The organism is Pseudomonas sp. UMAB-40, assembly GCF_900095275.1.
GTDB lineage: Bacteria > Pseudomonadota > Gammaproteobacteria > Pseudomonadales > Pseudomonadaceae > Aquipseudomonas > Aquipseudomonas mandelii_B.
The window spans coordinates 25,519-52,029 of sequence record NZ_LT607576.1; the positions used below are offsets into that span (position 1 = coordinate 25,519).

Sequence of the window (26,511 nt, forward strand, 5' to 3'; positions counted from 1 at the left end):
CGGGGTCAAGCGACGGCTACGACGTCGAGAATCCGCTGGACCACCCGGTCCTGATCGATGCCAGCGGCTTCGGCTTCAAAGGACAGAATGATGCGGTGGCGCAGTACGTCGAACAGCACGGCCTGGATGTCTTCCGGGCTGACAAAGTCGCGACCGGCGAGCCAGGCGTGGGCCCGGGCGCAGCGGTCGAGGGCAATCGAACCGCGAGGACTGGCGCCATAGGCGATCCACTCGGCCATCTCCGGGTCGAACTTGGCCGGGGTGCGCGTGGCCATGACCAGTTGCACCAGGTATTCCTCCACAGCGTCGGCCATGTACAAACCGAGGATTTCCTTGCGTGCGGCGAAAATCGCCTGCTGGCTGACCCGGCGCTCGGGCTTGGTTTCGCCGTTAAGGGCTTCGCCACGGGCCTGTTGCAGGATGCGGCGTTCGACAGCAGCATCGGGGAAGCCGATTTTCACGTGCATCAGGAAGCGGTCGAGCTGGGCTTCGGGCAGGGGATAGGTGCCTTCCTGCTCGATCGGGTTTTGCGTGGCCATCACCAGAAAAAGCGGCGACAGCTCGTAAGTGCTGCGCCCGACACTGACCTGGCGCTCGGCCATGGCTTCCAGCAATGCCGATTGAACCTTGGCCGGGGCGCGGTTGATTTCGTCCGCCAGCACCAGGTTGTGGAAGATCGGGCCTTGCTGGAACACGAAGCTGCCGGTTTCCGGGCGATAGATTTCCGTGCCGGTGATGTCGGCCGGCAGCAGGTCGGGGGTGAACTGGATGCGATGGAACTGGGCTTCGATGCCTTCGGCGAGTTCTTTGATGGCCTTGGTCTTGGCCAGCCCCGGGGCGCCCTCGACCAGCATGTGGCCGTCGGCGAGCAAGGCGATGAGCAAGCGCTCGATGAGTTTTTCCTGGCCGAGAATCTGCGTTGAAAGAAAGGTTCGCAGCGCTAGCAGCGCTTCACGATGTTCCATCGATGACTGTTCCTGGAAAGGGTGACCGAAGACGTTCGAATAACGCCAGGGCTGGGGGCGTTACTTTAATCCATCGCGGGGGGCGGCGACTAACGGCATTTTGTGCAAAGTGTGGGAAATGGCTGGGGAAATTGTTGGAGTTTTGTGAGGCTCCAAGGCTGGAGGTGTTCTTTCGGGCCTCATCGCGAGCAGGCTCGCTCCCACATTGATCGCATTTCAATCAAACGACTCGGTCACCTGTGGGAGCGAGCCTGCTCGCGATGAGGCCGGTCAAGGCACCCTCAAATCTCGCTTATATAGGTGCCAGTCCCCTTGAGGATGTTTTGCAAGGTTTCCTCGACCTCAGCCAGATCGCCAGCATCCGTACTGTGAATGATCTCCAGCGAATCATCGCCATTCAGCGCATCCGCATCCGCCGCCGCGATTTCAATCAGCAAGCGGGTAGGGCTCAAGGTCACTTTGACGCCATCCAGCGTCGAAGGCTCGCCGTCGAGGGTGATGTCCAGCGCGTCCTCGTCCGGGTAACGGGTCATCAGGAACATGTCGCCCTGATCGCTGTGGCAGCAGAGCATGGCCATGTTGTCTTCTTCGTCATCGCATGGGTTGACGATCAAGAGTGCGGTGGTCATTTGCATGGGAAAATCCTGGCTCGGCGAGCATTGTGAACGCAATAAAAGGCGATTCTGCCAGCCCTCGGGAATTTCTGCTCGCCTGAGTGTCAGAGGATGTGTCGTGAACACTTGGAGTGTTACTGGTCATTTCTGGTACGGATGTGCCGTAAAACCGGGGATAAAACGCCCGTTTTCCTGCGCGACTGCTAGTGTTGTTCGAGGCGCATGCCGTGAGCTGCGTACCGATGACCGAATATGTCGCAGCGCCGCAAGCACAGGCCTTGCCGCACTCGTTAAGCTGCGCATCGAATGGATATCCGTAAAGACATTGTGCAATTCATCGCACAGGCGTTTTTGCCGATAACCCTCATGGAAGGTGAATGTGACCTGAGTGTCTCGTCCAGCTTCACCCACCTGTCATCCTGTTTCCTCTGCCCGAGAATCAGGAACAGGGTGACGGATCGCCCCGAAAGGGGTTTTGCACGCGACGCTTCCATCAATAACAAGCCCAAGCGGAGTACCACAGATGGCGTTCTTCACCGCAGCCAGCAAAGCCGACTTCCAGCACCAACTGCAAGCGGCACTGGCCCAGCACATCAGTGAACAGGCACTGCCACAAGTGGCGCTGTTCGCTGAACAATTCTTCGGCATCATTTCCCTGGACGAGCTGACCCAGCGTCGGTTGTCCGACCTCGCCGGCTGCACCCTTTCTGCGTGGCGCCTGCTTGAGCGCTTCGATCACGCGCAACCGCAAGTGCGCGTCTACAACCCGGATTACGAACGCCACGGCTGGCAGTCGACCCACACCGCGGTCGAAGTGCTGCACCACGACCTGCCATTTTTGGTGGACTCGGTGCGCACCGAGCTGAACCGTCGCGGCTACAGCATTCATACCCTGCAAACCACTGTGCTGAGCGTGCGTCGCGGCAGCAAGGGCGAGCTGCTGGAAATCCTGCCGAAAGGCACCCAGGGCGACGACGTACTGCAAGAATCGCTGATGTACCTGGAAATCGACCGTTGCGCCAACGCGGCCGAGCTCAATGTCCTGAGCAAAGAGCTGGAGCAGGTTCTCGGTGAAGTCCGCGTCGCGGTCGCCGATTTTGAACCGATGAAAGTCAAGGTCCAGGAAATCCTCACCGGCCTGGACAACAGCCAGTTCGCCGTCGATCCCGAAGAAAAAGCCGAGATCAAAAGCTTCCTGGAATGGCTGGTGGGTAACCACTTCACCTTCCTGGGCTATGAAGAGTTCGTGGTTCGCGATGAAGCCGACGGCGGCCACATCGTCTACGACCAGGATTCGTTCCTCGGCCTGACCAAATTGCTGCGCACCGGCCTGACCTACGATGACCTGCGCATCGAAGACTACGCCGTGAACTACCTGCGCGAACCGACCTTGTTGTCGTTCGCCAAGGCCGCACACCCAAGCCGTGTCCACCGTCCGGCCTACCCGGACTACGTGTCGATCCGTGAAATCGACGCCGACGGCAACGTCATCAAGGAATGCCGTTTCATGGGCCTGTACACCTCTTCGGTGTATGGCGAGAGCGTGCGGGTCATTCCGTACATCCGCCGCAAGGTCGAAGAAATCGAACGCCGTTCCGGCTTCCAGCCCAAGGCTCACCTGGGTAAGGAACTGGCGCAGGTGGTTGAAGTGCTGCCGCGTGACGATCTGTTCCAGACCCCGGTGGACGAGCTGTTCAGCACCGTGATGTCGATCGTGCAGATCCAGGAACGCAACAAGATTCGCGTGTTCTTGCGCAAAGACCCGTATGGCCGTTTCTGCTACTGCCTGGCCTACGTGCCGCGTGACATCTACTCCACCGAAGTGCGCCAGAAGATCCAGCAAGTGCTGATGGATCGCCTGAAAGCCTCGGACTGCGAGTTCTGGACCTTCTTCTCCGAGTCCGTGCTGGCGCGTGTGCAACTGATTCTGCGCGTCGATCCGAAGAACCGTCTCGACATCGACCCGGTCCTGCTGGAAAAAGAAGTGGTCCAGGCCTGCCGCAGCTGGCAGGACGACTACGCCAACCTGGTGGTTGAAAGCTTCGGCGAAGCCCACGGTACCAACGTGCTGGCTGATTTCCCGAAAGGCTTTCCGGCCGGTTACCGCGAGCGTTTCGCTGCCCACTCGGCCGTGGTCGACATGCAGCACCTGTTGAGCCTGACCGAAAAAAATCCGCTGGTGATGAGTTTCTATCAGCCACTGGGTCAGGTGTCTGGTCAACGCGAGCTGCACTGCAAGCTGTATCACGCCGATACACCGCTGGCGCTGTCCGACGTGTTGCCGATCCTGGAAAACCTCGGTCTGCGCGTGTTGGGTGAGTTCCCGTATCGCCTGCGCCACAACAGTGGCCGCGAGTTCTGGATTCACGACTTCGCGTTCACCGCCGCTGAAGGTCTGGAACTCGACATCCAGCAACTCAACGACACCTTGCAGGACGCCTTCGTCCACATCGTGCGTGGCGATGCCGAGAACGATGCATTCAACCGTCTGGTGCTGACCGCCGGCCTGCCTTGGCGCGATGTGGCGCTGCTGCGGGCCTACGCCCGTTACATGAAGCAGATTCGCCTGGGCTTCGACCTGGGTTACATCGCCAGCACCCTGAACAACCACACCGACATCGCTCGCGAGTTGACCCGGTTGTTCAAGACCCGCTTCTACCTCGCGCGCAAGCTGACCAGCGACGATCTGGAAGACAAGCAGCAACGCCTGGAACACGCGATCATTGCCGCGCTGGACGAAGTCCAGGTGCTCAACGAAGACCGTATCCTGCGTCGCTACCTGGACCTGATCAAGGCCACGCTGCGGACCAACTTCTACCAGACCGATGCGAACGGCAAGAACAAGTCCTACTTCAGCTTCAAGTTCAACCCGCACCAGATTCCAGAGCTGCCGAAGCCAGTACCGAAGTTCGAAATCTTCGTCTACTCGCCACGCGTTGAAGGCGTGCACCTGCGCTTCGGCAACGTGGCTCGCGGTGGTCTGCGCTGGTCTGACCGTGAAGAAGACTTCCGTACCGAAGTCCTGGGCCTGGTAAAAGCCCAGCAAGTGAAGAACTCGGTCATCGTGCCAGTGGGTGCCAAGGGCGGCTTCCTGCCGCGTCGCTTGCCACTGGGCGGCAGCCGAGACGAGATCGCGGCCGAGGGCATCGCCTGCTACCGCATCTTCATCTCGGGCCTGTTGGACATCACCGACAACCTGAAGGACGGCGCGCTGGTTCCGCCGGCCAATGTCGTGCGTCATGACGACGATGACCCGTACCTGGTGGTCGCTGCGGACAAGGGCACTGCTACCTTCTCCGACATCGCCAACGGTATTGCCATCGACTACGGCTTCTGGCTCGGCGATGCATTCGCATCGGGCGGCTCGGCCGGTTACGACCACAAGAAGATGGGCATCACCGCCAAAGGCGCGTGGGTAGGCGTTCAACGTCACTTCCGTGAGCGCGGCATCAATGTCCAGGAAGACAGCATCACCGTGGTGGGCGTCGGCGACATGGCCGGTGACGTGTTCGGTAACGGCTTGTTGATGTCCGACAAGCTGCAACTGGTCGCAGCCTTCAACCACCTGCACATCTTCATCGACCCGAACCCGGAGCCTGCCAACAGCTTCGCCGAGCGTCAGCGCCTGTTCGACCTGCCGCGTTCGGCCTGGTCGGACTACGACACCAGCATCATGTCCGAAGGCGGCGGGATCTTCTCCCGTAGCGCGAAAAGCATCGCGATTTCCCCGCAGATGAAAGAGCGTTTCGACATCCAGGCGGACAAGCTGACCCCGACCGAACTGCTGAACGCCTTGCTCAAGGCGCCCGTGGACCTGTTGTGGAACGGCGGTATCGGCACCTACGTCAAAGCCAGCACCGAAAGCCACGCCGATGTCGGCGACAAGGCCAACGATGCGCTGCGCGTGAACGGCAATGAACTGCGCTGCAAAGTCGTGGGCGAGGGCGGTAACCTCGGCATGACCCAACTGGGTCGTGTTGAATTCGGCCTCAACGGCGGCGGTTCCAACACCGACTTCATCGACAACGCCGGTGGTGTGGACTGCTCCGACCACGAAGTGAACATCAAGATCCTGCTGAACGAAGTGGTTCAGGCTGGTGACATGACCGACAAGCAACGCAACCAGTTGCTGGCGAGCATGACCGACGAAGTCGGCAACCTGGTCCTGGGCAACAACTACAAGCAGACTCAGGCCCTGTCCCTGGCGGCCCGTCGTGCCTTGCCGCGGATTGCTGAATACAAGCGCCTGATGAACGATCTGGAAGGTCGCGGCAAGCTGGACCGCGCCATCGAGTTCCTGCCGGCCGAAGAAGCCATCAACGAGCGCATCGCTGCAGGTCACGGCCTGACCCGTGCCGAGCTGTCGGTGCTGATCTCCTATAGCAAGATCGACCTCAAGGAAGCGCTGCTCAATTCCCAGGTGCCGGACGACGACTACCTGACGCGCGACATGGAAACCGCTTTCCCGCCGAGTCTGGTGAGCAAGTTTTCCGAAGCCATGCGCCGTCACCGTCTGAAGCGCGAAATCGTCAGCACCCAGATCGCCAACGATCTGGTGAACCACATGGGCATCACCTTCGTTCAGCGACTCAAAGAGTCGACCGGCATGAGCCCGGCGAACGTGGCCGGTGCTTATGTGATCGTGCGTGACATCTTCCACCTCCCGCACTGGTTCCGTCAGATCGAAGCCCTGGATTATCAGGTCTCCGCCGACGTGCAACTGGAGCTGATGGACGAGCTGATGCGCCTGGGCCGTCGCGCCACGCGCTGGTTCCTGCGTGCCCGTCGCAACGAGCAGAATGCTGCCCGTGATGTCGCGCACTTCGGTCCGCATCTGAAGGAATTGGGTCTCAAGCTCGACGAACTGCTGAGTGGCGAGATTCACGAGAACTGGCAGGCCCGCTATGAGGCTTACGTCGAAGCCGGTGTGCCGGAGTTGCTCGCGCGCATGGTGGCTGGGACTTCGCACTTGTACACCCTGCTGCCGATCATCGAGGCCTCCGACGTGACCGGCCAGAACCCTGCAGACGTGGCCAAGGCTTACTTCGCCGTCGGTAGCGCCCTGGACATCACCTGGTACCTGCAACAGATCAGCGCTCTACCGGTTGAAAACAACTGGCAGGCCCTGGCCCGTGAAGCGTTCCGCGATGACGTCGACTGGCAGCAACGTGCGATCACCATCTCCGTCCTGCAACAGGGCGACGGCACTCAGGACGTGGAAACCCGCCTGGCGCTGTGGATGGAAGAGCACGAAGGCATGATCGAACGCTGGCGCGCCATGCTGGTGGAAATCCGTGCCGCCAGCGGCACCGATTACGCCATGTACGCGGTGGCCAACCGTGAGTTGCTGGACCTGGCGTTGAGCGGGCAAGCGGTAGTGCCTGCGCCTGTTTCAACAGCTGCCGAGCTGGAACCGGCGGCCTGATCAGGCGTTGAATGAAAAAGCCCCGTCTCGCGAGCGACGGGGCTTTTTTTTGCTTGATTTGATCGTTCTCATGCGCAGCAAAGGAATGCAGTCCTTGCTCAGTTCAAGTAGCGAAGGACTACCGGTCTGGAACCGTTAGGGCTGAAGAAATATCCAGCGACAACAATGCGACCATTCTCCTGCACGTCAACAGCGCTTGAGACGTCGACACTGGTACCCACCTTGGTGCGCACAATCCCTTTGTCGCCGAAGTTGATGTCAAGTTTGCCGTTGGAAAGGTAGCGCCCCAGTATGATATCTGCCTCTTCACCACCGAGCGTATTGCCCAACGCAATAATATTTCCGTTGGTTTGGGTTGCGGCACTCTTCCACTCGAAGCCGTAAGGATTTTCGTCCACTGTTGTCAGCACCGGACAGCCTTCGTTGAACGAAGGTTCATTGCTTCCGTCGGTGTTGAGGCATTGCAACAATCCCTGCAATGGAAAAGCGAGGGTTGAGCCTACGCCGATGATCTTTCCGTTACTTTGAAGGGTAATCCACAGGATTTGCGTTGGCTTTTGTACTGCTGTATTGATCGCGAAACCGGAACTGCCGAAACTGCCGTCGATGGCGCCATCAGCAAGATAACGAGCATACAATCCAACAGAGCGATCATCGATATAGGCTGAGCCGGCTACTACGATTCTGCCATCTGGCTGGATAAGTTTAGTTCCGATCTGCGTCGGATATTCCGGGTGGCGCACGATGATGAAGCCCTTGCCATCATTGAAACTGGTATCGAGCGACCCATTTTCCTCTAACCGAATCAACAACCCAGCTTTTTCGGTGAAGCTGTATTGATGGTTGCCAGTCAGAATGATTTTTCCATCGGCGAGGACAGTCGATGTGGCGCTATCGCTCGTACCGCTGTCAGTAGCTGCCAAGGTATGGGGGGCGAGAGTCGCCTGATTCAGCGGCAGCCGGATGACTAAATTGCCATTGATGCCGAAACTTGTGTCTGGGCGCCCGTCCTGATGAAAGCGCGCCAGTGCGGGTAAAGGCTGGCTGGTTTCGGTTTCGAGAAATGTGCCGGTTATTAACACTCGGCCATCTTCATACACTGAAATGTTTGTCGCCCTGGAGTAGTAACCCCGCTCAAAGACGCCGGTGACCACACCAGCGTTTCCAAAATGTTCATCAGGAGAACCATCTGTATTGAGTCGGATAATGGCGTAGTTCCAACCAAATCTCGCCGCGATGAGTAACTTCCCAGAGGCAATGGTGAGGCCATGCACAAACCCGTTAGGGTCACTCGGGTTAGTAGGGAATGCTTTTCCTTCTGAGCCAAAATCCGGATCCAGGCTTCCAGCGTTATGATTCGATTCAGCAGACATTTCATAGCTCCTTGAATATTTGAGGACTCTTGCAACATCCAATGGTTTGGATATATCAATTTCCTACCAATAAAACATGGTGCCTTTCTTATGCGCCATCCATACACTGCCGTCTACTGTCATATCTGACAGTAGACGGGTAACGGTGTTTTATGGTCGAGCACTTAATGAAAAAGCCCGTTCGAAAGAGGTGGGGTATATTTGTCTGGACAGACGGGAAGTGTTCAGTTCAAACAGCGCAAAACAAAACTCTCGATGCGCTCTTCAATTGGCATGGAGTGGCCGGTTACAACGATTTTATTGTCGGCCTGTACTGCGATAGCCCGGCCCATATCTAGTGCGCCGGTCAAATTGATGGCTAGAATACCGTTTTCGTTTCCGAAGTCAGTGTCCAGCTGACCATCAGGCAAGTATTGGCCGATTATGATTTTGGTGTCTTCTTCAAATACCGCACTGCCGATAACAACCAACTTCCCATCATTTCGCAAAGTACCCGATTGCCAGTAAAGCCCGCCTGGGGCGCTTTCGACGGGCGTCTGGACGGGTTCGCCATTGTTGAACTCTTTGACAAAGCTGCCGTTCTTGTCCAGGCAAACAAGCAAGGCTTTATTAGGCAATTCGACTGTGCTGCTGAACGCGAGAATATGGGGGCCCATCAGTGCCAGTCCGTTAATTTCACCGGCGCCGATAGAGTTGAGCAGCACGAACCCTTTGTCTCCGAATGAAGTGGACGGTGTCCCGTCGGGGTTGTATACAGCCACCAGCCCGAAGTGTTCGCCATAAACCCTGGCGGACCCCGCGACGGCGAACGTGTCAGATTCAAGCGCGATCATCGAGCCGATCCAGGTCGAATATTCAGGGTGCCTGATAAAGACATAGCCCTTGTTCTCTGCGCCGAACGTTTCATCTAACGTCCCGTCCCTGTTCAGACGAATCATCATCCCCGATGCATCTGCGATACTGAAACGATGATTACTGATGACTAACAGTTTTCCAGAAGGCAGCTCGACCGAATAGCTGGTTGCACCTGCTGCAGTCTCAGTGAGGGATTGGTTTACACTCGGTGTTGACCCGGTCTCGGGCAGCGGGCGTAAAAGCAGAACGCCACCGTTGCCGAACTCTTTGACTGGCTGGCCATTTGTATCAAACAGCGCGAGACCACGTTCGGTTGGACTACCAAAATCCTCGAGCAAAAACACACCGCTGAGCAATATTTCACCGCTCTCAAGTACAGTAATGCCTTTGCCTTTTGATCTGTATCCCTCTGCGAACGTGCCCGTGACGACACCGTTATCACCAAAACTCGAGTCCTGAGTGCCGTCGGCGTTAAGTCGCACAATCGAAAACTTTAAGCCGTATCCGCTGGCGATAAGGAGTTTTCTGTCGGGGGCTAATGTGATCCCGTCAGCGTCATTGCTGATGCGGTCTGGGTATTCAACCCATACAACACCATTGCGGTTGAGCCCGAATTTTGGGTCTAGATAGTCTTGGTCAATAGGTGGTTTGCTGGTTTGCATGTTGACGCTCCTTTAGCAAAAAAAGTTTGTAATGGTGCGTCGCAATCGGTTGTTTTCGGTCGCATCAAAATACGTCGCACTGACGGAATAGATACGCAGGAACAAACAGGCCGTCTACTGTCAGACTTGACAGTAGACGTGCTCATTTGATTGTGATTCAAGGCGCAAGGATTGTGCTGAGAATTAATACAGTGTTTGATATTTTTCCGAATCAATGGTCGACAGTTTTTCTGTCGGCTTTGTCAATAAGCTACTGAGCGACTGGTCAAATTTTTGCAGTGCCCGAACTTGCACATTCTGTTGTTCATTAATATCCGCCACGATATCTTCGCTGCGTTTGTAGTCTGCCCATAACGGACTCAGTGCTTTGGCGTCATGCCCCTGCGCAGTGCCGATGTAGTTGAAGTTCGAATCATAGAAGTTCGCACTCACATCCGCTTCGATATCCGAACTGCGCGACGTGATCAATTGGCTGCGGGAGTCGACAATGGCGACCACGTCGGGTTTCGCCGCCCTGAGGCTTTGCATGTCCGGGTATACCGTCACCGAGCCGAACTGACGTTGCAGCGATGCCTTGACCCAGTCCACTGCATGGTCGGGTCTGGAGGTGGCCACGTAGGCGTCGTGGATCGACTGTACCAGCAGGCTCTGGCCGAAACCGGTGCCGGCGTTGGCCTGATAGTGCTGAAGATAATCGCGGTTGGCCTGGGTGTTGCGGCTGTAGACGATTCCCAGCGAAACCTGGGGGCCGTTAGGAACGTGCGTGGCGTTGCTGCGTCCAACCGGTTCAGAGAAGAGCCCGTCCAGGGAAGACTTGGCCTTGGGCGCAGTAGGGACAGAGCAGCCCGCCAAGACAATGGTCATGGTTAATGTACTGACAAGTGCAAGTTTCATGGCATTACTCCAGTGAAACAACTTGAGTCGGAAAGTTGTACTGTCGGATGATCCGGCGTGAGTGTCAGACTAAACCTGTCACAGTGTCTTTAAATAGCCAAAAACTGCACTTCTTGGGTGGCCAATAGGTTAATTGGGTTTAAGCGATGTCCGGTAATTGCGCCGGGAAATAAAAAGGCCCGAAATGTTGATTCGGGCCTTTTTACTTATGGCTATCCCTTCAGCGATCAGTTTTCCAAGGGGATCAACACTTTCTCGTCGGGGGACAACACCATGAATACCAACAGTTTGGCAGGCTTGGTTGCGCTGGCATTTTTCGAGACCAAATGTTCCGAGCCGGCCGGTTCGTACCAATACTGCCCGGCCTTATATGTGATTGCTTTCTCACCCTTCACTTGAGAAATGATCGAGCCTGAAAGCACGTAGGCCATGGCGGTGCCTTCATGCTTATGGGCTATCGAGGATTGGCCGGGTTTGTAGTCGACCTCAATCATCATGGCTTTTTTGCCAGGCACGTTTTTCAGTGCTTCATCCTGCAAAACCGTGACCTTCTCCGAAGGGCCTTCGTGAGCAATGGCAGTCGCTGAAACGGTCAGGGCGAGGGCGGTCAGGGGAGCAGCAAGGAAACGCAAAGCTTTCATGGTTCTTCACCTGCGGTTGGTTAGTTGTCAGAAACAACATTAGTCCGCAGACGGGGCCAATCAAACAGCCAATATTCGCGAAGGTGAGGGGACCAATCCTACGCATGATTAATGTAACCGCTGCCTTGTGGCGAGGGGGCAAGCCCCCTCGCCACAAGGCAGCGGTTGTAGGGATTCAGCGAATCGGGAAGCTGTTGAAATCCACGGTTCTCGCCAGGTTTTCATCGATCAGGCCAATAAAGCCTTGTACTTCAGGGCAGTTGAAATGCGATTGCATGGCCGCTTCCGATTGCCAGCGGGCGCTGACGGTCCAGCGGTTGCTGTCCTCTGGGCAGCGGTCGACCATATAGGAATCACAGCCCGGTTGCTGACGCAGGGTGTCGACAATCTTTTGCAGTTGCTTACCCAGTTCTTCCGAGCGGCCGGCGGCGGCCTGCACCTGTACGGTATTGATCACTTCGTTGGACATTGCTCACACTCCTGAATCAGGCCGGACGAATCCTGCTCATTGAGGGATAACGCTTATGCAGGATAGGCCTGCACCTGTGGACCGCCAATAGCCAATCGCCGGATAAAGCCGCAGACCAATCGATCAGGCCACCTGCTGCAAAATGTCGCGCAAACGGTCCAGGGCGACGTCGATATCCAGGGTTTCGATGGCGCCAAAGCCCAGGAAAAGCCCGGCCCGTGGTGCTTGCTGGTAGAAAAAGCTGTCGATCGCGTAGAGCCCGACTTCGACCTTTTTCGCCAATTCGATCACCAATGGAATATCGATAGGCACTTTGCACATAACCACCATGTGGAACCCGGCCGTGGTGGGCACAGGTTCAAGCCAGGGTGACAGGTCGCCCGCTATGCGCGACAGGATCCGCTCGCGACGCCCGGCATAGATCGTGTGGCAGCGCCGGATGTGCTTGAGCAGGCAACCTTCGGCGATGAACTTGGCCAGCGCCCATTGGGGCAGGGTGGAGGTGTGCAGGTCGGTGAGTTGCTTGGCGCGGATGACGGCTTCAAGAATTGCCGGCGGCAACACCGCATAACCGAGGCGCAGTTCCGGCAGCATGGTTTTTGAAAAGGTCCCGACGTAGGCGACAATGCCGCGTTCATCCATGCTTTGCAGTGAATCGGTCGGGCGGCCTTCGTAGCGAAATTCGCTGTCGTAATCGTCCTCGATGATGATCGCGCCCAGCTCGTAAGCCCGTTCCAGCAGCGCAACCCGGCGTGCCTGGCTCATCGGCATGCCCAGCGGAAACTGGTGGGACGGCGTGACGTAAATCAGCCGGGTGCCCAAGGGGATCTTGTCCACCTCAATCCCTTCGGCATCCACCGGCACCCCGATCACCGTGGCCCCGTGGGTGCCAAACAACAGGCGAGCCGGCGGATAGCCGGGGTCTTCCATGGCGACAATGCTGCCCGGGCGCGTCAGCACCCGGGAGATCAGGTCCAGCGCCTGTTGCGCACCGTTGCACACCACCACGTCTTCGTCCTGGCAATTGACCCCGCGGGAAAACGCGATGTGCCGGGCGATCGCATTGCGCAGTGCCGGCAGGCCTTCGGGCAGGCTGTAGAAACCTTTGGAACCGGCAATCTGGCGCAATGCGTGGGAGATGCAGCGCCGCCAATCGTCCTGTGGGAACTGGCCTTTGCTGGTCGCGCCACCGATGAAGTCGTAGCGTAACGAACCCTCAAGGGTAGGGTGGCGCAAAAACACCGGCAGATTGCGCCAGGACTCGATCACCTCAAAGCTCGCCAGCTGCGAATGGCTTTGCTTGGGGACGGCTTTGGCTGTCCGGGCGTTGACGAAAGTGCCTTTGCCGATCACCCCGGTGAGGAAGTTCTCATAGGTCAGTTGCGCGTAGGTGTCGGAAATGGTCTTGCGCGAAATGCCCAGCTGTTCGGCCAGCAAGCGACTGGGTGGCAGTTGCGTCCCGGCTGCCAGGCGGCCGGATTCAATGGCGCTGCGCAGTTGGTTATACAACTGGCCTGCCAGGTCCTTGCGGCCGTTGATGACAACATGAAGTTCCATACCGGCGAGGCTCCTGGAGCGATTGAGGCGCGTGTGCGTCGCGCCAGATTACCCGCACGAGCCGCCGTGCAGAAGTTGCGTGGGCGAAAAACCCAGGATTGGTCTGCCGCCGAATGGTCCACGGCTTTTTCGCCGAATTGGACCTGTAACGCCGATGCGTCAGCGCCTACCTTGGGGGTCTCTATTTGATCCAAGAGGGTCACCCCATGAGCTCCCGCCTGGATTACTACAGTGCGTCGCCCAAAGCGATGAAGGCGATGATCGCTATGGAAGCCTTGACCAGCAACCTGAGCATCGAGCCCGCCTTGCTGCATTTGATCAAGATCCGCGCCTCGCAACTCAATGGCTGCGCCTTCTGCACCGACATGCATTCAGTGGACGCGCGGCGTCTGGGCGAGACGGATCGGCGCTTGTATTCGATTGTGGTGTGGCGCGACAGCGGCTTCTTCAACCCTCGCGAACGCGCGGCGTTGGCCTGGACCGAGGCGGTGACCCTGCTCTCTGAAAACCATGTGCCGGACGACGTCTACGCGCAGGCGCGTGAGCAGTTCAACGAAAGCGAAATGGTCGACTTGACCATCGCGGTCACCACCATCAACAGCTGGAATCGCCTGGCGGTGAGTTTTCGGCAAAGCCCCAGCAGCTGAATCGATTTTCCGCTCGGGGTGTCACGTCAGGTTCATAAACGCTGCGCAGGATGAGGTTTTCAAGGATAGATCGACAAGGAGTCATTGATGTCATACATGGAATCCACCCGCGCTGCCGGGATTGACCCGGTGCTGGCGCAGTCTTTCCGGGTCAGTGCCCGTTGCGGTTGTTTCATGCAGGCGGCCCGCAGCCTCAATATCAAATCAACGCAATTGCGCAAACACCTGGCGCAGCTTGAAACGCAATTGCAGTGTTCGCTGTTCAGTCACCAGGACAACGGCCTGGCCTTGAGCCGTGAAGGGTTGCAGCTTCAGGCCCAGTTGATCGCCCTGGCTCATGAGCACGATGTGCCGGTGATCGAACAACCATTGATTCGACTGGCCGTGGCCGAGTCGATTCTGCATGACATCCTGGGACGTGATCTGGTCGCGCTGTTGCGACGCAACGCCAGCGTGCGCCTCGACATCATCACGCTGGACAGCGAACTGTCCCTGCAAGCGATCAGTGCTGACGTGGTGCTGTGGCTGGCCGGTATCGACTCACCGCTGCCAGGCCCGAGTTTCCCGGTCAGCGAGCCGCAGCGTCTGACGCGACTGGACTATCTGCCGCACATCGCCAAACGGTATTCACGGGTGGCGGCCCGCCCCGACAGCCTTGATGACCTGGCTGACTTCATGTTGGTGCAATGGCAGCCGGATCGTCAGGTCGAGAGTTTTCGGCCATGGAACGGCGTGGTCGACCAGCGCCTGGCCGGCGTGGTGCATTTGCACTCTTATGAGCTGATGCTGGAGATGATCCGTTGCAGCGCCTGCATTGGTTTGCTGCCCACTTACATGAGTCGGTTTGACCGCGGCCTGATCGGGTTATCGGGGGTGTTCGACCAGCCGATGCAGCGCCAGGTGTGGATGGCGGTCAATACCGAGTCCACAGGGCGGGCAGAAGTGCAAATGATCGTCGACCTGATCCACAACACCTTCAACGAGCGGCGTGAGTGGTTCGAAGCCTGAGCGCATAAACCTGTGGGAGCGAGCTTGCTCGCGATGGCGGCCTAACATTCAACATCCTGAGTGACTGACCCACCGATATCGCGAGCAAGCTCGCTCCCACAGGGTTTGTCGCGCAGAGGGTTATGGTCACATCGCGAGAAGGCATTGTAGAGTGGGCGGCCATGTCTGCATCAAGGATGAGTCACCCATGCCCGCTACCGATTCTGTCATCACCCTCGAACGCTTCAGCGAATCCCACATCGAGGGCGTCACCGCACTCTACAACGACCCGGCGATCACCCGTCAGGTCCTGCAAATGCCGTTTCAATCCACCGAGATCTGGCGCCAACGCCTGGCGTCGGATAACGAGCGGCTGGTGAAACTGGTGGCGCTGCATCAGGGCGCGGTCATCGGCAACATTGGCCTGGAGCAGTTTTCGCGGATCCGCCGCAGCCATGCCGGCAATCTCGGCATGGCGGTCGCGGTGGATTGGCAGGGCAAAGGCGTGGGCTCAAAACTGCTGGCGGCGGCGCTGGACGTCGCCGACAACTGGATGAACCTGCAACGGGTCGAGCTCTCGGTGTACGCCGACAACGAAGCAGCCATCGGGCTCTACCGCAAGTTCGGTTTCGAGACCGAAGGCCTGTTCCGCGACTACGCCGTGCGTGACGGCCGGCTGGTCGACACGTTGAGCATGGCGCGTCTGCGTCGCACGCCCAGGTCCGACTGACTCAGTCACCCAACGCGAACGCCACCGCCGCCTGCGCATGCAGTTCGGTGGTGTCGAGCAAGGGCAGGGCGCTGTGCTCGGGTTTGATCAGCAGGCCGATATCCGTGCAGTCGTCAGTCACTCGCCGATCACCCCTACGAACAACTCGTCATCGATAATCCGGCGCACGGTATTGGCGCTCTTTGGCGCTCTTGAAACCAGATAAAAAAATGTAAACGTTACTTATGACGAATCACCGTAGATAAAAAATATCCCTCTTTTTACATCGCCTTTTTCGGAAAATGAGTTGTTGTCAACTGTCAGGTCTGACAGTTGTCGGGAGAAGTGCGCAGGTGTATTAAAGGAGGCGATAGCGTCACTATTAAAAGTGCTGGTGGTGGCTTGGAGAGGTGATGTTGTTAGTGCCTTGTATATAGAGTGTGCAAGGGATATTCATTTATTTTTGGATGGGTTGAACATGAGTGGCGAACTTAATAGCAAAAATAGCACGACGGGTTCTTTTGTTGTGCGTGTGGATGGGAAAGAGCCGCTAAAGCAAGACTATAAATCGTTTGATGTGAAAGAAGGAAGTGTTGAAATTTGGGTCCTGGAGGGTGTCGGCGGTCCTATGGCGCCTAGAACTCATCTGTTGCTTGGTTTTCAGGGAGACTATCCCAGCGGGCGCCATGACGCTACAAAACTGTTGAAAGTTGAATACAAAGAGTGGTCGGACATGCATGGATTTGAGTATAAGGCCAAATCGGGCTGGGTCGAAGTCAGCTCAACACCATCGCCGCGACGTATCACTGGGAAATTTGAAATGGTAGTCGAGTCTAGTTCTTCTGGGGCACCTCCGGAAAAAAGGGTGTCGGGAGATTTTGATTTGACTAACGAGTAGTGTTTTTTTTGAAGTAAATACTAGTGCAAGACTTGCCCGTAGAGAGATTTTGCGCTGGCTGATTATAGTTGTAAGTTTGCTGGTTCGTGATGGTATCAGGCACTTTCTTCTGTGCCTGATACAACACTTTTGTGACGAATTTATCGCTATACCTAAAGCATGACATGCCTGTGTCGCACGCCCAGGTTCGACTGACTCAGTCACCCAACGCGAACGCCACCGCCGCCTGCGCATGCAGTTCGGTGGTGTCGAGCAAGGGCAGGGCGCTGTGCTCGGGTTTGATCAGCATGCCGATTTCGGTGCAACCGAGGATGATCGCCTGGGCGCCACGCCGGGTCATCGACTCGATGACCTGCTGATACACCTTGCGCGACGCCTCGCTGATCTCCCCAACGCACAACTCGTCATAGATGATCCTGTGCACGGCGTTGCGTTCCTCGGCGTCCGGCACCAGCACCGTCAACCCCATCGCGCTCAGGCGATCCTTGAGAAAGTCCTGTTCCATGGTGAACGCAGTTCCGAGCAAACCGACCTTCAGCGCTCCGGTCTCCACGGCTGCCTGGGCGGTCGGGTCGGCGATGTGCAAAAACGGAATATTGATCGCGCCCTGAATCTGCCCGGCCACCTTGTGCATGGTGTTGGTACACAGCACCACGCACTCGGCACCGCCGGCCTGCAGCCGCTGCGCCGCGTCCACCAGAATCGCCGCCGCGTCGTCCCAACGCCCGGCATGCTGGGCCTGTTCGACAGGGCCGAAGTCGACGCTGTACATCAGCAATTTCGCCGAACGCAACGGCCCGAGCCGGTCGCGAACCTGTTGGTTGATGAGGCGGTAATACTCGGCGCTGGACTCCCAGCTCATGCCGCCGATAAGGCCGATGGTGCGCATGCGACTCTCCGATTTCTTCAAGTGGGGAGAGTGTCCATCGATTTGGGCAGATGATGCCAGTGTATTGAGTGGTTTATGCCTCGTTTTCCCTGAAGCTTCTGCGTCAGAGACAGGCGAGTGATCAAGGTGCGACCATTTGATCCGAGGCTACGTATTGGAAACTTGCGTTGCCGGAAATCGTCGAAGGCGGAATGAGCCTGATGACCGGCACCCAGATTCTGATGGTGGTGGAGTCATAAAAATCCTTCTGGTTGCCACGGGCTTCCACAAGACCGGCATTGTCGCCCCCTGCGATAAAAAAGAAGGCCATAAGAGGCAGCGTGTTCTGCATATTCTGCAGCCAGGTCTTGATGACGATTTCGTTTTGTTCGTTAAATCCGGTTGCGCCCAACATCCCCCTTGCCCGCACGGATTGATAAAACGCGTCTGCAGCAGGTTTACCTGTCGCCTCCGAAACATCAAAACCGCATTGGCGAATGTGTTGATTGTTGGGTGAGCTGTCCCAAACGGTTTTCCATTGCTCTGCCGTGGTGACGCCTGCACTACGGCAACGTTGGCTTTGAGACGGAAAGGACGCGTGATGACCACAGGGTGTCACTCGGTTCCAGGTCCAGCCGTCGATGGGGAAGGAGCAAAGGAAATCGAGATCGACCTTGTCATGCGGCGCACCGAAAATGGGGTACAACATGAAACCGTTGTTTTTCCCCCACGCGAGTCGCCCGTATTTTGCATCCGCTCTGATGTAGGAAAACGAAACACCACCGTTTCCAACTGAAGTCGGGCTCGGATTCCATACATGGTGCGTTTCGCCAGGTCTTTTATCGGTGACCCTGAGTACCACGCCCGAACATAAAAATGCCGGTGCGGTGGGCGAGTTGTTACAGTTGGCGTAGGTTCGGTTATAAAGTGTCGTTAGCAAGTTGACAACCTCCGGTCCTGTCATGGCTGCATGAGTTGCACCGGAAACGGTTACATCCTGAACCGGGTTCTCGACATGGGTGCATCCCAGAGCGGACGCGATAAATAGCACTATTATGATTCGTTTCATAATGTTGTCCGTTTCATGTTCATTCTTACTTGATGTATGGGCGGCTGATCGTAGTTATTGAACGACCACCTGATCTGAGGCGACGTAAGTAAAAGTGGCTGTGCCGGTTGAACTGGCGGGTGGTGTCAGTCGAATAATGGGGACAACAATTTTCGGATTGGTTGAGTTGTAGAAGTCCCGTTGATTATATTGCGCATCCGCCAATCCCTGGTTATCGCCACCGGAGATGAAAAAGAACGCCTTGATAGGTAACGTGTTGGCACGGCCCGCAGGCCAGGTGCGAATGATGATTTCGTTGTGTTCGTTAAAACCGGTGATACCTAACATGGATTTCGCCAGTAACGACTGGTAAAACGCAGGTCCAGCCAACATGTTGCGATCATCTTCGACGTCGAATCCACATTGGCGCAAGTTTGGATTACCTCCTGCCAGGTTCCATACCGCCACCGCTTGCGCAGCAGTCGTTACACCGGCTTCCTGGCAGCGTTTGCTTTGTGCAGGGTACGTGGCGGATGGGCCGCAAACTTCCGTCGGGCTTCGATGCCAACCCCAGGCATCCATAGGGTATGAGCACAAGTATTGCAACTGGTCCTTACCGGCGGGTTGTTCAAGAAAGGGGTAAAGGATATAGCCATTACCATAACCCCATGCCAGGCGCCCGAAGTTTGCGTCGGCCCTCAGGTAAGAAAATGAAACACCGCCGCTTTTTACTGAGGTAGGACTGGGGTCCCATACCTTGTACTGCCCCGCGGGATCTTTCACGGTAACCCTGAGTGTTACGCCAGAACACAGGAACGCCGGCTGGGAGTCGACCTTGTTGCAATTGGGGAACTTCCTGCCGTAAAGCGTCGTTAGCTGAGCCGCTACCGTCGCTCCATTCCGGGCGTCAGGGCCGTCAAGGACGGCGACGTCATTCGGTGAAGTTGTGCGGGTAGATGAACAACCCATGATTAAAGCAATGAATACAATAAAGATTGCATTTTTCATGACAAGGCTCCTTCATCAAAAGGCGTTGGCGTGTTGAATCTTTAATCAATGTCGATGTTTTTGGCTTTCAATAGTCTTGATGCACCGAGAAGTATTACGGTGCCTTTTCCGGTAGCGGGGTGACATGATTACAACCGGCGGCCAGTGTTAACTGATAACCGACATCAGGTCGCCAAGGTTCCAGAATCCACTGTGGTTTATCCCTTGCAATCTCTAAATGGCAGATCAACTGGTGGCGCAGCCCATGGGTGTTTTTCCAATATCGGCTATTGGAGTAATCCCGTGTGAGTTCATCCCAAAGATAAGGTGTTTGCTCTACCTGTGTTTCTCTTGCGCAGGGAGTCGGTGTAATCGCGATAGACCATTTATACTCCCGTAGAAACCATTCGGCCTTTTCGATGTATTTCGCACACCGTTGTATTGAGATTGTCTTTCGGTCATCTGCTGCTTTGGCTGTTAGCGGATCCGCATACGATAATGAGTAGTGACTCATTAATAATCCTGCGCACAGCAATGACCAAGGGTGGCGATTCATAGTGTCGTCCTTGAGTGTGGTGACGCTCTCGATATTTGTTGTTGGGTTTGTTACTAAACTTGCAAGCGCAAGATCCACGAAAACATCAAGCGATCACCACTACCGGTCCGAAGGATCGTGTAATTGATACGTACCGGCAGTCCTTCACTTTCAGCAATCCAGGCGGGATCAATCGCCAGTCTCATCTGCGAGGTATTGGTAATAGGGACATCAGGTCCATAACGAGTGACTTTCCCGTGCCAGGCTATGCGTATTGAATATCCGCTGGTCATACCAACATAGCTGACGGTTGCCGTGCGTTTATCTGACGACAATGTGGGTTCAGGCAGATGAAATCTCTGGGCTATAACGGTGAGGTGAAGGGGGCGGGACTCGAGTGGCTCGGAAATGCCGGGATATTTAACCGTGTAATACACCTCGGCGCCGCTGCCGATACAGTCGATGACGTCCAGTCGGTCGATCAGGAATGTCAAGGTTTGCCCTGGTTGCCCAATCGTTTGAATTTCACTGCCATAGGTGTTGTTTCGGCCAACCCAATACACTTTGACGGTGTGTCCGGTGAGCGAGCCGGTATAGGAAACCTGCACCCTGGCATGCTCGGCCGAGTACATGTCATCAAACGTCAGCTCCGTCCCGTTGTTTCCCAAGGCCTCCAGGACCTTAGGCGGCTTCAGATCCAGAACCGGTCGTTTAACGTGTACATCGATGTGAGTCGTACTCGACCAGATCGCCTGCGGCCCGGATGAATTTCCGATTTGATCCACGACCCGGAAGCGCATTGCAAATCGAGGGTTATCATTTTGGAATGCGTCGGCAAAAAGCTTCAGAACGACTCTGCCTGCACCGGCTTGCGCTGTCGTCACCGTGTGCCGGACGGTGTGGCCGTCACAATCGAGGATAATCTCGTCGTGCGCTCTCAGGTAAGGGTAGGCGAGTGTGACATCTACCCCTTGGGCGGCACGTTCGGCGTCCACCCCTTTGGCTATCACATCCGCTGGAAGCGTCATTACAAGGTTGGGATTATCCCCTGTCCCTGTTACCTCGCCGCCGGGGCGGGGAGTGTTGAACAGGAAGACCAGGTCCGCCGACGTTTCCGGCTCCTGACTGACGCGTTTGACCCTAAGACTAATCCGGTTGATCCCGTTCTGCAGGAACCCTCCTGGCAGATTCAGCGTGAATCTCTTGTTTTCCTCACCCGACTGGATCGTCTTTGAGACACCGGTGGGCAGGGCGTTGAGCACCAGCTCAGCAGTATCGAATTCACTCATGTTGAACCAGGGGTCGATCAACACCTGGAGGCCGGCAGGGGTCACCAGGATTAACCCGACACCCCCCTCGGGATTGTCGGGATGAATGACCGGGGTCGTCCACAGCGGTATCACGACTTTGTCTATCGACGTTATCTGGTGGCTCATGAACGGCGGTCCTTGGCTGTATGTTTTAAATTGAATCTCGACTGCCAAGTCATCAAACACCAACAGGCGGGTATCAGCTACTGTCAGATCTGACAGGTAAACGGCAATAAAACGATGAAAATGCAGCCGCTCGTCGTTTTCACTCATCGTTAAAGGGTGCCCATACAGCAGCTTTGTCGTACACCGGTGGCCGGCATCTGCCATGATCGGCTTCCGCAGCACCGCTTCAACCAAAGGAACACCGCAATGGACGACGTACAGCAACTGGGCGAGATGCTTCGCCACTACGCAGAAAGCGAAGCGCACAAGAAGCAAGTGTTTGAGTCGCAATCGGCCGTGTGGGCGACGCGTATCGGTGAATTGTTCGACCAGATCCAGCAATGGCTGGAGCCGGTCCAGGTGCCGAATCTGCTGGAGGTGAGTCGCGAGGTGTATGTCGCTTCAGGGCCGAGCGTTCCGGTCGAGACGTCGACGTTCAAGACCGAGAAATTGAGCATTGTCATTGCCGGCAAACCGGTGGAGTTCGTGCCGGATGTGATGGGCGCCGGTGGTCAGATTTCGTTGGCGGTGATGGGGTTGACGGCTGCGCGGTATGGCAGCATTTCGCTGGTGTGCCTGCCGCCGTCGACCAACTGGCAATGGCGCAAGACCAATGGGTTGAAGGACCCGGATACGTTTGCCTTCGATGCGAACTTCCTGGCGCAGCAGTTGCAGAGCCTTATTCCCCGCGAACGCGGTTGATTCTCTGACCTTACACATATCCCTGTGGGAGCGAGCAGGCTCGCTCCCACATTTGGATTAGTGGTGTGTCAGATTTCCAGGTTGCCCCATCCGGGTTTAGCGTCTTCCGGCGCCACCGCCTTCACAGTCTTCCCCGTCGCCAATTCCACCCGCCGCGCCACCTCAGGGTCATCGGCAAACGGAATCAGGCTCGCGTCCTCCAGGCTCTCGGCCGTCTGGTGTTTCAGGCAATACTCGATCGCCAGCCAAAACCCCACGACCCCAAACAGATTCAACACTATCTCGGTCATCTCACACCTCACGCAATCTGCGCTTCACGTTCGGCCATCGCCACGTCCGAAACCCGCACTGTGCGCCACGTGTTGTAGGCCATCAGCAGCATCCCGCTAAGGAAGAAAACCCCGCCGGCGAAGCGCACCACGAATCCCGGATGGCTGGCCTGCAAGGCCTCGACGAACGAGTAGGTCAGGGTGCCGTCGTCGTTGATCGCACGCCACATCAACCCTTGGGTGATGCCGTTGACCCACATCGAGGCGATGTACAACACCGTGCCGATGGTCGCGAGCCAGAAGTGCAGGTTGATCAGCGGCGTGCTGAACATCTGCTCACGACCGAAGACTTTCGGGACCATGTGGTAGATGGCGCCAAACGTGATCATCGCCACCCAACCGAGGGCACCGGCGTGGACGTGGCCGATGGTCCAGTCGGTGTAGTGGGAGAGGGCGTTGACCGTTTTGATGGCCATCATCGGCCCTTCGAACGTCGACATCCCGTAGAACGCCAGCGACAGCACTAAAAAGCGCAGGATCGGGTCGGTGCGCAACTTATGCCAGGCGCCCGAGAGCGTCATCATGCCGTTGATCATCCCGCCCCAACTCGGCGCCAGCAAAATCAGCGACATCGCCATACCGAGTGATTGCGCCCAGTCCGGCAACGCGGTGTAGTGCAAATGGTGCGGGCCGGCCCAGATGTACAGGGTGATCAGCGCCCAGAAATGCACAATCGACAACCGGTACGAGTACACCGGCCGCCCGACCTGTTTCGGTACGAAGTAATACATCATCCCGAGGAACCCGGTGGTCAAGAAAAAGCCCACGGCGTTGTGCCCGTACCACCACTGCACCATGGCGTCGGTGGCCCCGGAATAGACCGGATAGGACTTGAACCAATCCACCGGAATCGACAGGTGATTGACCACGTGCAGCATCGCGATCACGACGATGAACGCGCCGAAGAACCAGTTGCCGACGTAGATGTGTTTGGTCTTGCGTTGCACCACGGTGGTGAAGAACACGATGGCGTAAGCGACCCAGACCACCGTCATCCACACCGCGCCGGAGAATTCGATTTCGGCGTATTCCTTAGTGGTGGTGTAGCCCAGCGGCAAGGTGATCAGCATCACCACGATCACCGATTGCCAGCCCCAGAAGGTGAACGCCGCCAGTTTGTCGGAGTACAGCCGCACCTGACACGTGCGCTGTACCGCGTAGTAACTGGCGGCGAATTGCGCGCTGCCGGCAAAGCCGAAAATCACCAGGCTGGTGTGCAGCGGGCGCAAGCGGCCGAAGGTGGTCCACGGCAGGTCGAGGTTCATCTCGGGCCACACCAGTTGCGAGGCGATCCACACCCCCATCGCCATCCCTACGACGCCCCATACGATGGTTGCCACGACGAATTGGCGGACGACCTTGTAGTTGTAGGCCTGTCCGATTGCTGCTGTGCTCATGGTCAATGCTTCCACGGTTGCAAAGTCTTGCCAGGCCACCCGGACTGGCATGTCGTCCACTGTAGAAACCCTGCCGGAAACAAAACAGACTCAGAAAAACCGAGTTTATGCGGATCAGATACGAGGCCAGCCTGCGGTGATCTGACGCACGCTGATACGGTTTTTTAGCATTCAGGTGAATCTGTAACCCGCTGCGCCGCAGGTTCATAGTCACTGCCACAAGCACCGCCACCCCTGTAGCAGAGCGTGCGATCCACCCTGATGAGGTAGCCACATGTATCAGTACGACGACTATGACCGGGCCCTGGTCTTCGAGCGGGTTGCGCAGTTTCGCGATCAGGTCGAGCGTTTCATGACGGGCGAGTTGAGCGAGGAAGAGTTCCTGCCGTTGCGTCTGCAGAACGGCCTGTACATGCAAAAGCACGCCTACATGCTGCGCGTGGCGATTCCTTACGGCACCCTGAGCGCCACGCAAATGCGCACGCTGGCGAGCATCGCCCGGGACTACGATCGCGGGTATGGCCACTTCACCACCCGGCAGAACATGCAGTTCAACTGGATCGAACTGGCGCAGGTGCCGGACATTCTCGAACGGCTTGCCCAGGTCGAAATGCACGCGATCCAGACCTCCGGCAACTGCGTGCGCAACATCACCACTGAAGCCTTTGCCGGGGTCGCGGCAGACGAGCTGATGGACCCAAGACCGCTGGCCGAGATCCTGCGCCAGTGGTCGACCATCAACCCGGAGTTCCTGTACCTGCCGCGCAAGTTCAAGATCGCCATCTGCTCGGCGGAGCAGGACCGCGCCGCGATCATGATGCATGACATCGGCCTTTATCTTTATCGCGATGACAGTGGGCAGATGCTGCTGCGGGTCATTGTCGGTGGCGGGTTGGGGCGCACGCCGATCCTTGGGTTGCAGATCCGCGAAGGATTGCCCTGGCAGCATTTGCTGTCCTACGTCGAGGCGGTGCTACGGGTCTACAACCGCCACGGCCGACGCGACAACAAGTACAAGGCGCGGATCAAGATTCTGGTCAAGGCCTTGGGCATCGAAGCCTTCGCCAGGGAAGTGGAGGAAGAATGGCAGTACCTCAAGGACGGTCCGGCGCAATTGACCGACGTCGAATATGAGCGGGTCGCCAGTGCCTTCGTGGCTCCCGATTACCGTTCACTGTCCGACACGGACCTGAATTTCGGCACGCGCCTGGCCGAGAGCCCGGCTTTCGCACGCTGGGTCATGCGTAACGTTCAGCCCCACAAGGTCGCGGGTTACACCAGCGTGGTGCTGTCGACCAAACCGGGCTTCGACTCACCACCGGGGGACGTGACGACCGAGCAAATGTTGGCCGTGGCCGAGTGGTCCGAACAGTTCGGTTTCGGTGAGATTCGCATCGCCCACGAACAGAACATCGTGCTGCCGGACGTGCCCAAGGCTGATCTCTACACCCTGTGGTGCCTGGCCTGCGAGCAGGGCCTGGGCTGCGCCAACATCGGTTTGTTGACGGACATCATCGCGTGCCCCGGCGGCGATTTCTGCGCGTTGGCCAACGCCAAATCCATCCCGATTGCCCAGGCGATCCAGGCACGTTTCGAGGACCTGGATTACCTCCACGACCTGGGCGACATCAGCCTGAACATCTCCGGCTGCATGAACGCCTGCGGTCACCACCACATCGGCAACATCGGCATTCTGGGCGTCGATAAAAACGGCAGCGAGTGGTACCAGATCACCCTCGGCGGCAGCCAGGGCAAGAACAGCGCCTTGGGCAAGGTCATCGGCCCTTCCTTCAGCGCTGCCGAAGTGCCTGGGGTGATCGAGCGGATCATCGCCACGTTCGTCGACTACCGCGAGAGCGAAGAACTGTTTGTCGACACCTTGCAGCGCATCGGTCTTGAGCCGTTCAAGGAACAGGTTTACCCGAAGGTGCTGGAGGTCTCGGCATGAACAATTTGCTGCGACTGGAGGAGGGTGGGGCGCGGATTGTGACTGACGATCCGTGGGTGCTGGTCAGGGACGTAGAGGGTGAATTGCCGGACGGTTCGGTGATTCTGCCGTTGAGTCGCTGGCTTCAAGCGCCCGCACAGCATGCGGTCTGGCTGGGGCCGGATGATGAAGTGGAAAGTCTCAAGCCGTGGTTTGACGCATTGCCGCTGATTGCCCTGGACTTCCCGAGCTTTCGCGACGGTCGCGGTTACAGCCAGGCGTACCTGCTGCGTACTCGGTTGGGCTGGACGGGGGAATTGCGCGCGGTTGGTGATGTGCTGCGCGATCAGCTCAGCCATATGCGCCAATGTGGGTTCGATAGTTTCGCGGTGCGCGAAGACAAATCCGCCGAGGATGCGCTGAAGGGACTGGCCGGGATGAGCGTTCTCTATGGGCGTTCAGTGATTGAACCGCGGCCGTTATTCAGGAGGCGTTGAGAGTTTCGCTTGGGTCGATGATGGCATTTTGATAAAGTCCGCGCATTCTC

23 protein-coding genes and 1 pseudogene are annotated in these 26,511 nt (G+C 57.1%); 8 read left to right on the forward strand and 16 right to left on the reverse strand.

Annotated features, from left to right (window positions below; genetic code table 11):
- Positions 1-5: 5 nt before the first annotated feature.
- A complete protein-coding gene (locus tag K0F88_RS28350; RefSeq protein ID WP_003218556.1) occupies positions 6-965 on the reverse strand; it encodes a MoxR family ATPase in 960 nt (319 codons plus the stop codon).
- Positions 966-1,246: 281 nt separating this feature from the next.
- Positions 1,247-1,600 (reverse strand): hypothetical protein, encoded by a 354-nt coding sequence (locus tag K0F88_RS28355; RefSeq protein ID WP_219097430.1) that lies wholly within the window; start codon positions 1,598-1,600, stop codon positions 1,247-1,249.
- Positions 1,601-2,102: 502 nt separating this feature from the next.
- Between K0F88_RS28355 and K0F88_RS28360 the strand changes: the two genes are divergently transcribed.
- Positions 2,103-7,004, forward strand: a complete 4,902-nt coding sequence (locus K0F88_RS28360; RefSeq protein ID WP_219097431.1) for an NAD-glutamate dehydrogenase — start codon at positions 2,103-2,105, stop codon at positions 7,002-7,004.
- Positions 7,005-7,102: 98 nt separating this feature from the next.
- Here the strand turns inward: K0F88_RS28360 and K0F88_RS28365 are convergent, their stop codons facing one another.
- The 6 genes from K0F88_RS28365 to K0F88_RS28390 all read right to left on the reverse strand — a co-directional run bounded on the left by K0F88_RS28365 (position 7,103) and on the right by K0F88_RS28390 (position 13,455).
- Positions 7,103-8,377 carry a hypothetical protein gene (locus K0F88_RS28365; RefSeq protein ID WP_219097432.1) on the reverse strand — a complete coding sequence of 425 codons (1,275 nt, stop codon included), beginning with the start codon at positions 8,375-8,377 and terminating at the stop codon, positions 7,103-7,105.
- A gap of 224 nt (positions 8,378-8,601) precedes the next feature.
- On the reverse strand, positions 8,602-9,894 hold the full coding sequence (locus K0F88_RS28370; protein ID WP_219097433.1) for a hypothetical protein: 1,293 nt from the start codon (positions 9,892-9,894) through the stop codon (positions 8,602-8,604).
- A 183-nt stretch (positions 9,895-10,077) separates the two neighbouring features.
- On the reverse strand, positions 10,078-10,788 hold the full coding sequence (locus tag K0F88_RS28375; RefSeq protein WP_094467625.1) for an ATPase: 711 nt from the start codon (positions 10,786-10,788) through the stop codon (positions 10,078-10,080).
- Positions 10,789-11,015: 227 nt separating this feature from the next.
- Entirely contained in the window at positions 11,016-11,429 is a 414-nt protein-coding gene (locus tag K0F88_RS28380) for a cupin domain-containing protein (RefSeq protein WP_094467624.1), read from the reverse strand.
- 175 nt (positions 11,430-11,604) lie between these two features.
- The gene (locus K0F88_RS28385) at positions 11,605-11,898 is read right to left on the reverse strand and encodes a putative quinol monooxygenase (RefSeq protein WP_094467623.1); all 294 of its coding nucleotides are present in this window, start codon (positions 11,896-11,898) and stop codon (positions 11,605-11,607) included.
- A gap of 123 nt (positions 11,899-12,021) precedes the next feature.
- The gene (locus tag K0F88_RS28390) at positions 12,022-13,455 is read right to left on the reverse strand and encodes a PLP-dependent aminotransferase family protein (protein WP_094467622.1); all 1,434 of its coding nucleotides are present in this window, start codon (positions 13,453-13,455) and stop codon (positions 12,022-12,024) included.
- Between the two features lie 206 nt (positions 13,456-13,661).
- On the opposite strand from K0F88_RS28390, the gene K0F88_RS28395 reads away from it, so the two are divergent.
- The 3 genes from K0F88_RS28395 (at position 13,662) to K0F88_RS28405 (ending at position 15,819) form a co-directional block, all read left to right on the forward strand.
- Complete coding sequence (locus tag K0F88_RS28395; protein ID WP_094467621.1) at positions 13,662-14,102, forward strand: carboxymuconolactone decarboxylase family protein; 441 nt, start codon at positions 13,662-13,664, stop codon at positions 14,100-14,102.
- A gap of 87 nt (positions 14,103-14,189) precedes the next feature.
- A complete protein-coding gene (locus K0F88_RS28400) occupies positions 14,190-15,110 on the forward strand; it encodes a LysR family transcriptional regulator (protein WP_219097434.1) in 921 nt (306 codons plus the stop codon).
- Positions 15,111-15,297: 187 nt separating this feature from the next.
- The gene (locus K0F88_RS28405; protein WP_094467620.1) at positions 15,298-15,819 is read left to right on the forward strand and encodes a GNAT family N-acetyltransferase; all 522 of its coding nucleotides are present in this window, start codon (positions 15,298-15,300) and stop codon (positions 15,817-15,819) included.
- A gap of 1 nt (position 15,820) precedes the next feature.
- Here K0F88_RS28405 and K0F88_RS28410 read toward each other — a convergent pair.
- Positions 15,821-15,928 (reverse strand): annotated as a pseudogene (locus K0F88_RS28410) (aspartate/glutamate racemase); the annotation flags it as partial.
- A gap of 348 nt (positions 15,929-16,276) precedes the next feature.
- Here K0F88_RS28410 and K0F88_RS28415 point away from each other — a divergent pair.
- Positions 16,277-16,696: a hypothetical protein gene (locus K0F88_RS28415; protein WP_219097435.1), complete on the forward strand. Its 420-nt coding sequence runs from the start codon at positions 16,277-16,279 to the stop codon at positions 16,694-16,696.
- A gap of 196 nt (positions 16,697-16,892) precedes the next feature.
- Here the strand turns inward: K0F88_RS28415 and K0F88_RS28420 are convergent, their stop codons facing one another.
- The 5 genes from K0F88_RS28420 to K0F88_RS28440 form a co-directional block, all read right to left on the reverse strand.
- Positions 16,893-17,585, reverse strand: coding sequence for an aspartate/glutamate racemase family protein (locus K0F88_RS28420; protein WP_219097436.1), 693 nt, complete (start codon positions 17,583-17,585; stop codon positions 16,893-16,895).
- 121 nt (positions 17,586-17,706) lie between these two features.
- Complete coding sequence (locus K0F88_RS28425) at positions 17,707-18,633, reverse strand: halovibrin HvnC (protein WP_219097437.1); 927 nt, start codon at positions 18,631-18,633, stop codon at positions 17,707-17,709.
- A 54-nt stretch (positions 18,634-18,687) separates the two neighbouring features.
- Entirely contained in the window at positions 18,688-19,620 is a 933-nt protein-coding gene (locus tag K0F88_RS28430) for a halovibrin HvnC (protein WP_219097438.1), read from the reverse strand.
- Between the two features lie 94 nt (positions 19,621-19,714).
- Complete coding sequence (locus K0F88_RS28435; protein WP_219097439.1) at positions 19,715-20,155, reverse strand: DUF2599 domain-containing protein; 441 nt, start codon at positions 20,153-20,155, stop codon at positions 19,715-19,717.
- A 53-nt stretch (positions 20,156-20,208) separates the two neighbouring features.
- Entirely contained in the window at positions 20,209-21,774 is a 1,566-nt protein-coding gene (locus tag K0F88_RS28440; protein ID WP_257605380.1) for a hypothetical protein, read from the reverse strand.
- 42 nt (positions 21,775-21,816) lie between these two features.
- Here K0F88_RS28440 and K0F88_RS28445 point away from each other — a divergent pair, with 42 nt between their 5' ends.
- On the forward strand, positions 21,817-22,311 hold the full coding sequence (locus K0F88_RS28445; protein ID WP_094467618.1) for a hypothetical protein: 495 nt from the start codon (positions 21,817-21,819) through the stop codon (positions 22,309-22,311).
- Positions 22,312-22,379: 68 nt separating this feature from the next.
- Here the strand turns inward: K0F88_RS28445 and K0F88_RS28450 are convergent, their stop codons facing one another.
- Both K0F88_RS28450 and ccoN read right to left on the reverse strand, forming a co-directional pair.
- The gene (locus tag K0F88_RS28450; protein WP_094467617.1) at positions 22,380-22,601 is read right to left on the reverse strand and encodes a CcoQ/FixQ family Cbb3-type cytochrome c oxidase assembly chaperone; all 222 of its coding nucleotides are present in this window, start codon (positions 22,599-22,601) and stop codon (positions 22,380-22,382) included.
- Positions 22,602-22,609: 8 nt separating this feature from the next.
- Positions 22,610-24,037, reverse strand: a complete 1,428-nt coding sequence (gene ccoN / locus K0F88_RS28455; RefSeq protein WP_219097440.1) for a cytochrome-c oxidase, cbb3-type subunit I — start codon at positions 24,035-24,037, stop codon at positions 22,610-22,612.
- A 274-nt stretch (positions 24,038-24,311) separates the two neighbouring features.
- On the opposite strand from ccoN, the gene K0F88_RS28460 reads away from it, so the two are divergent.
- Positions 24,312-25,985, forward strand: a complete 1,674-nt coding sequence (locus tag K0F88_RS28460; RefSeq protein WP_094467616.1) for a nitrite/sulfite reductase — start codon at positions 24,312-24,314, stop codon at positions 25,983-25,985.
- The gene (locus K0F88_RS28465; protein ID WP_094467615.1) at positions 25,982-26,461 is read left to right on the forward strand and encodes a DUF934 domain-containing protein; all 480 of its coding nucleotides are present in this window, start codon (positions 25,982-25,984) and stop codon (positions 26,459-26,461) included. Before K0F88_RS28460 ends, K0F88_RS28465 begins: the two co-directional genes overlap by 4 nt.
- Positions 26,462-26,511: the final 50 nt, after the last annotated feature.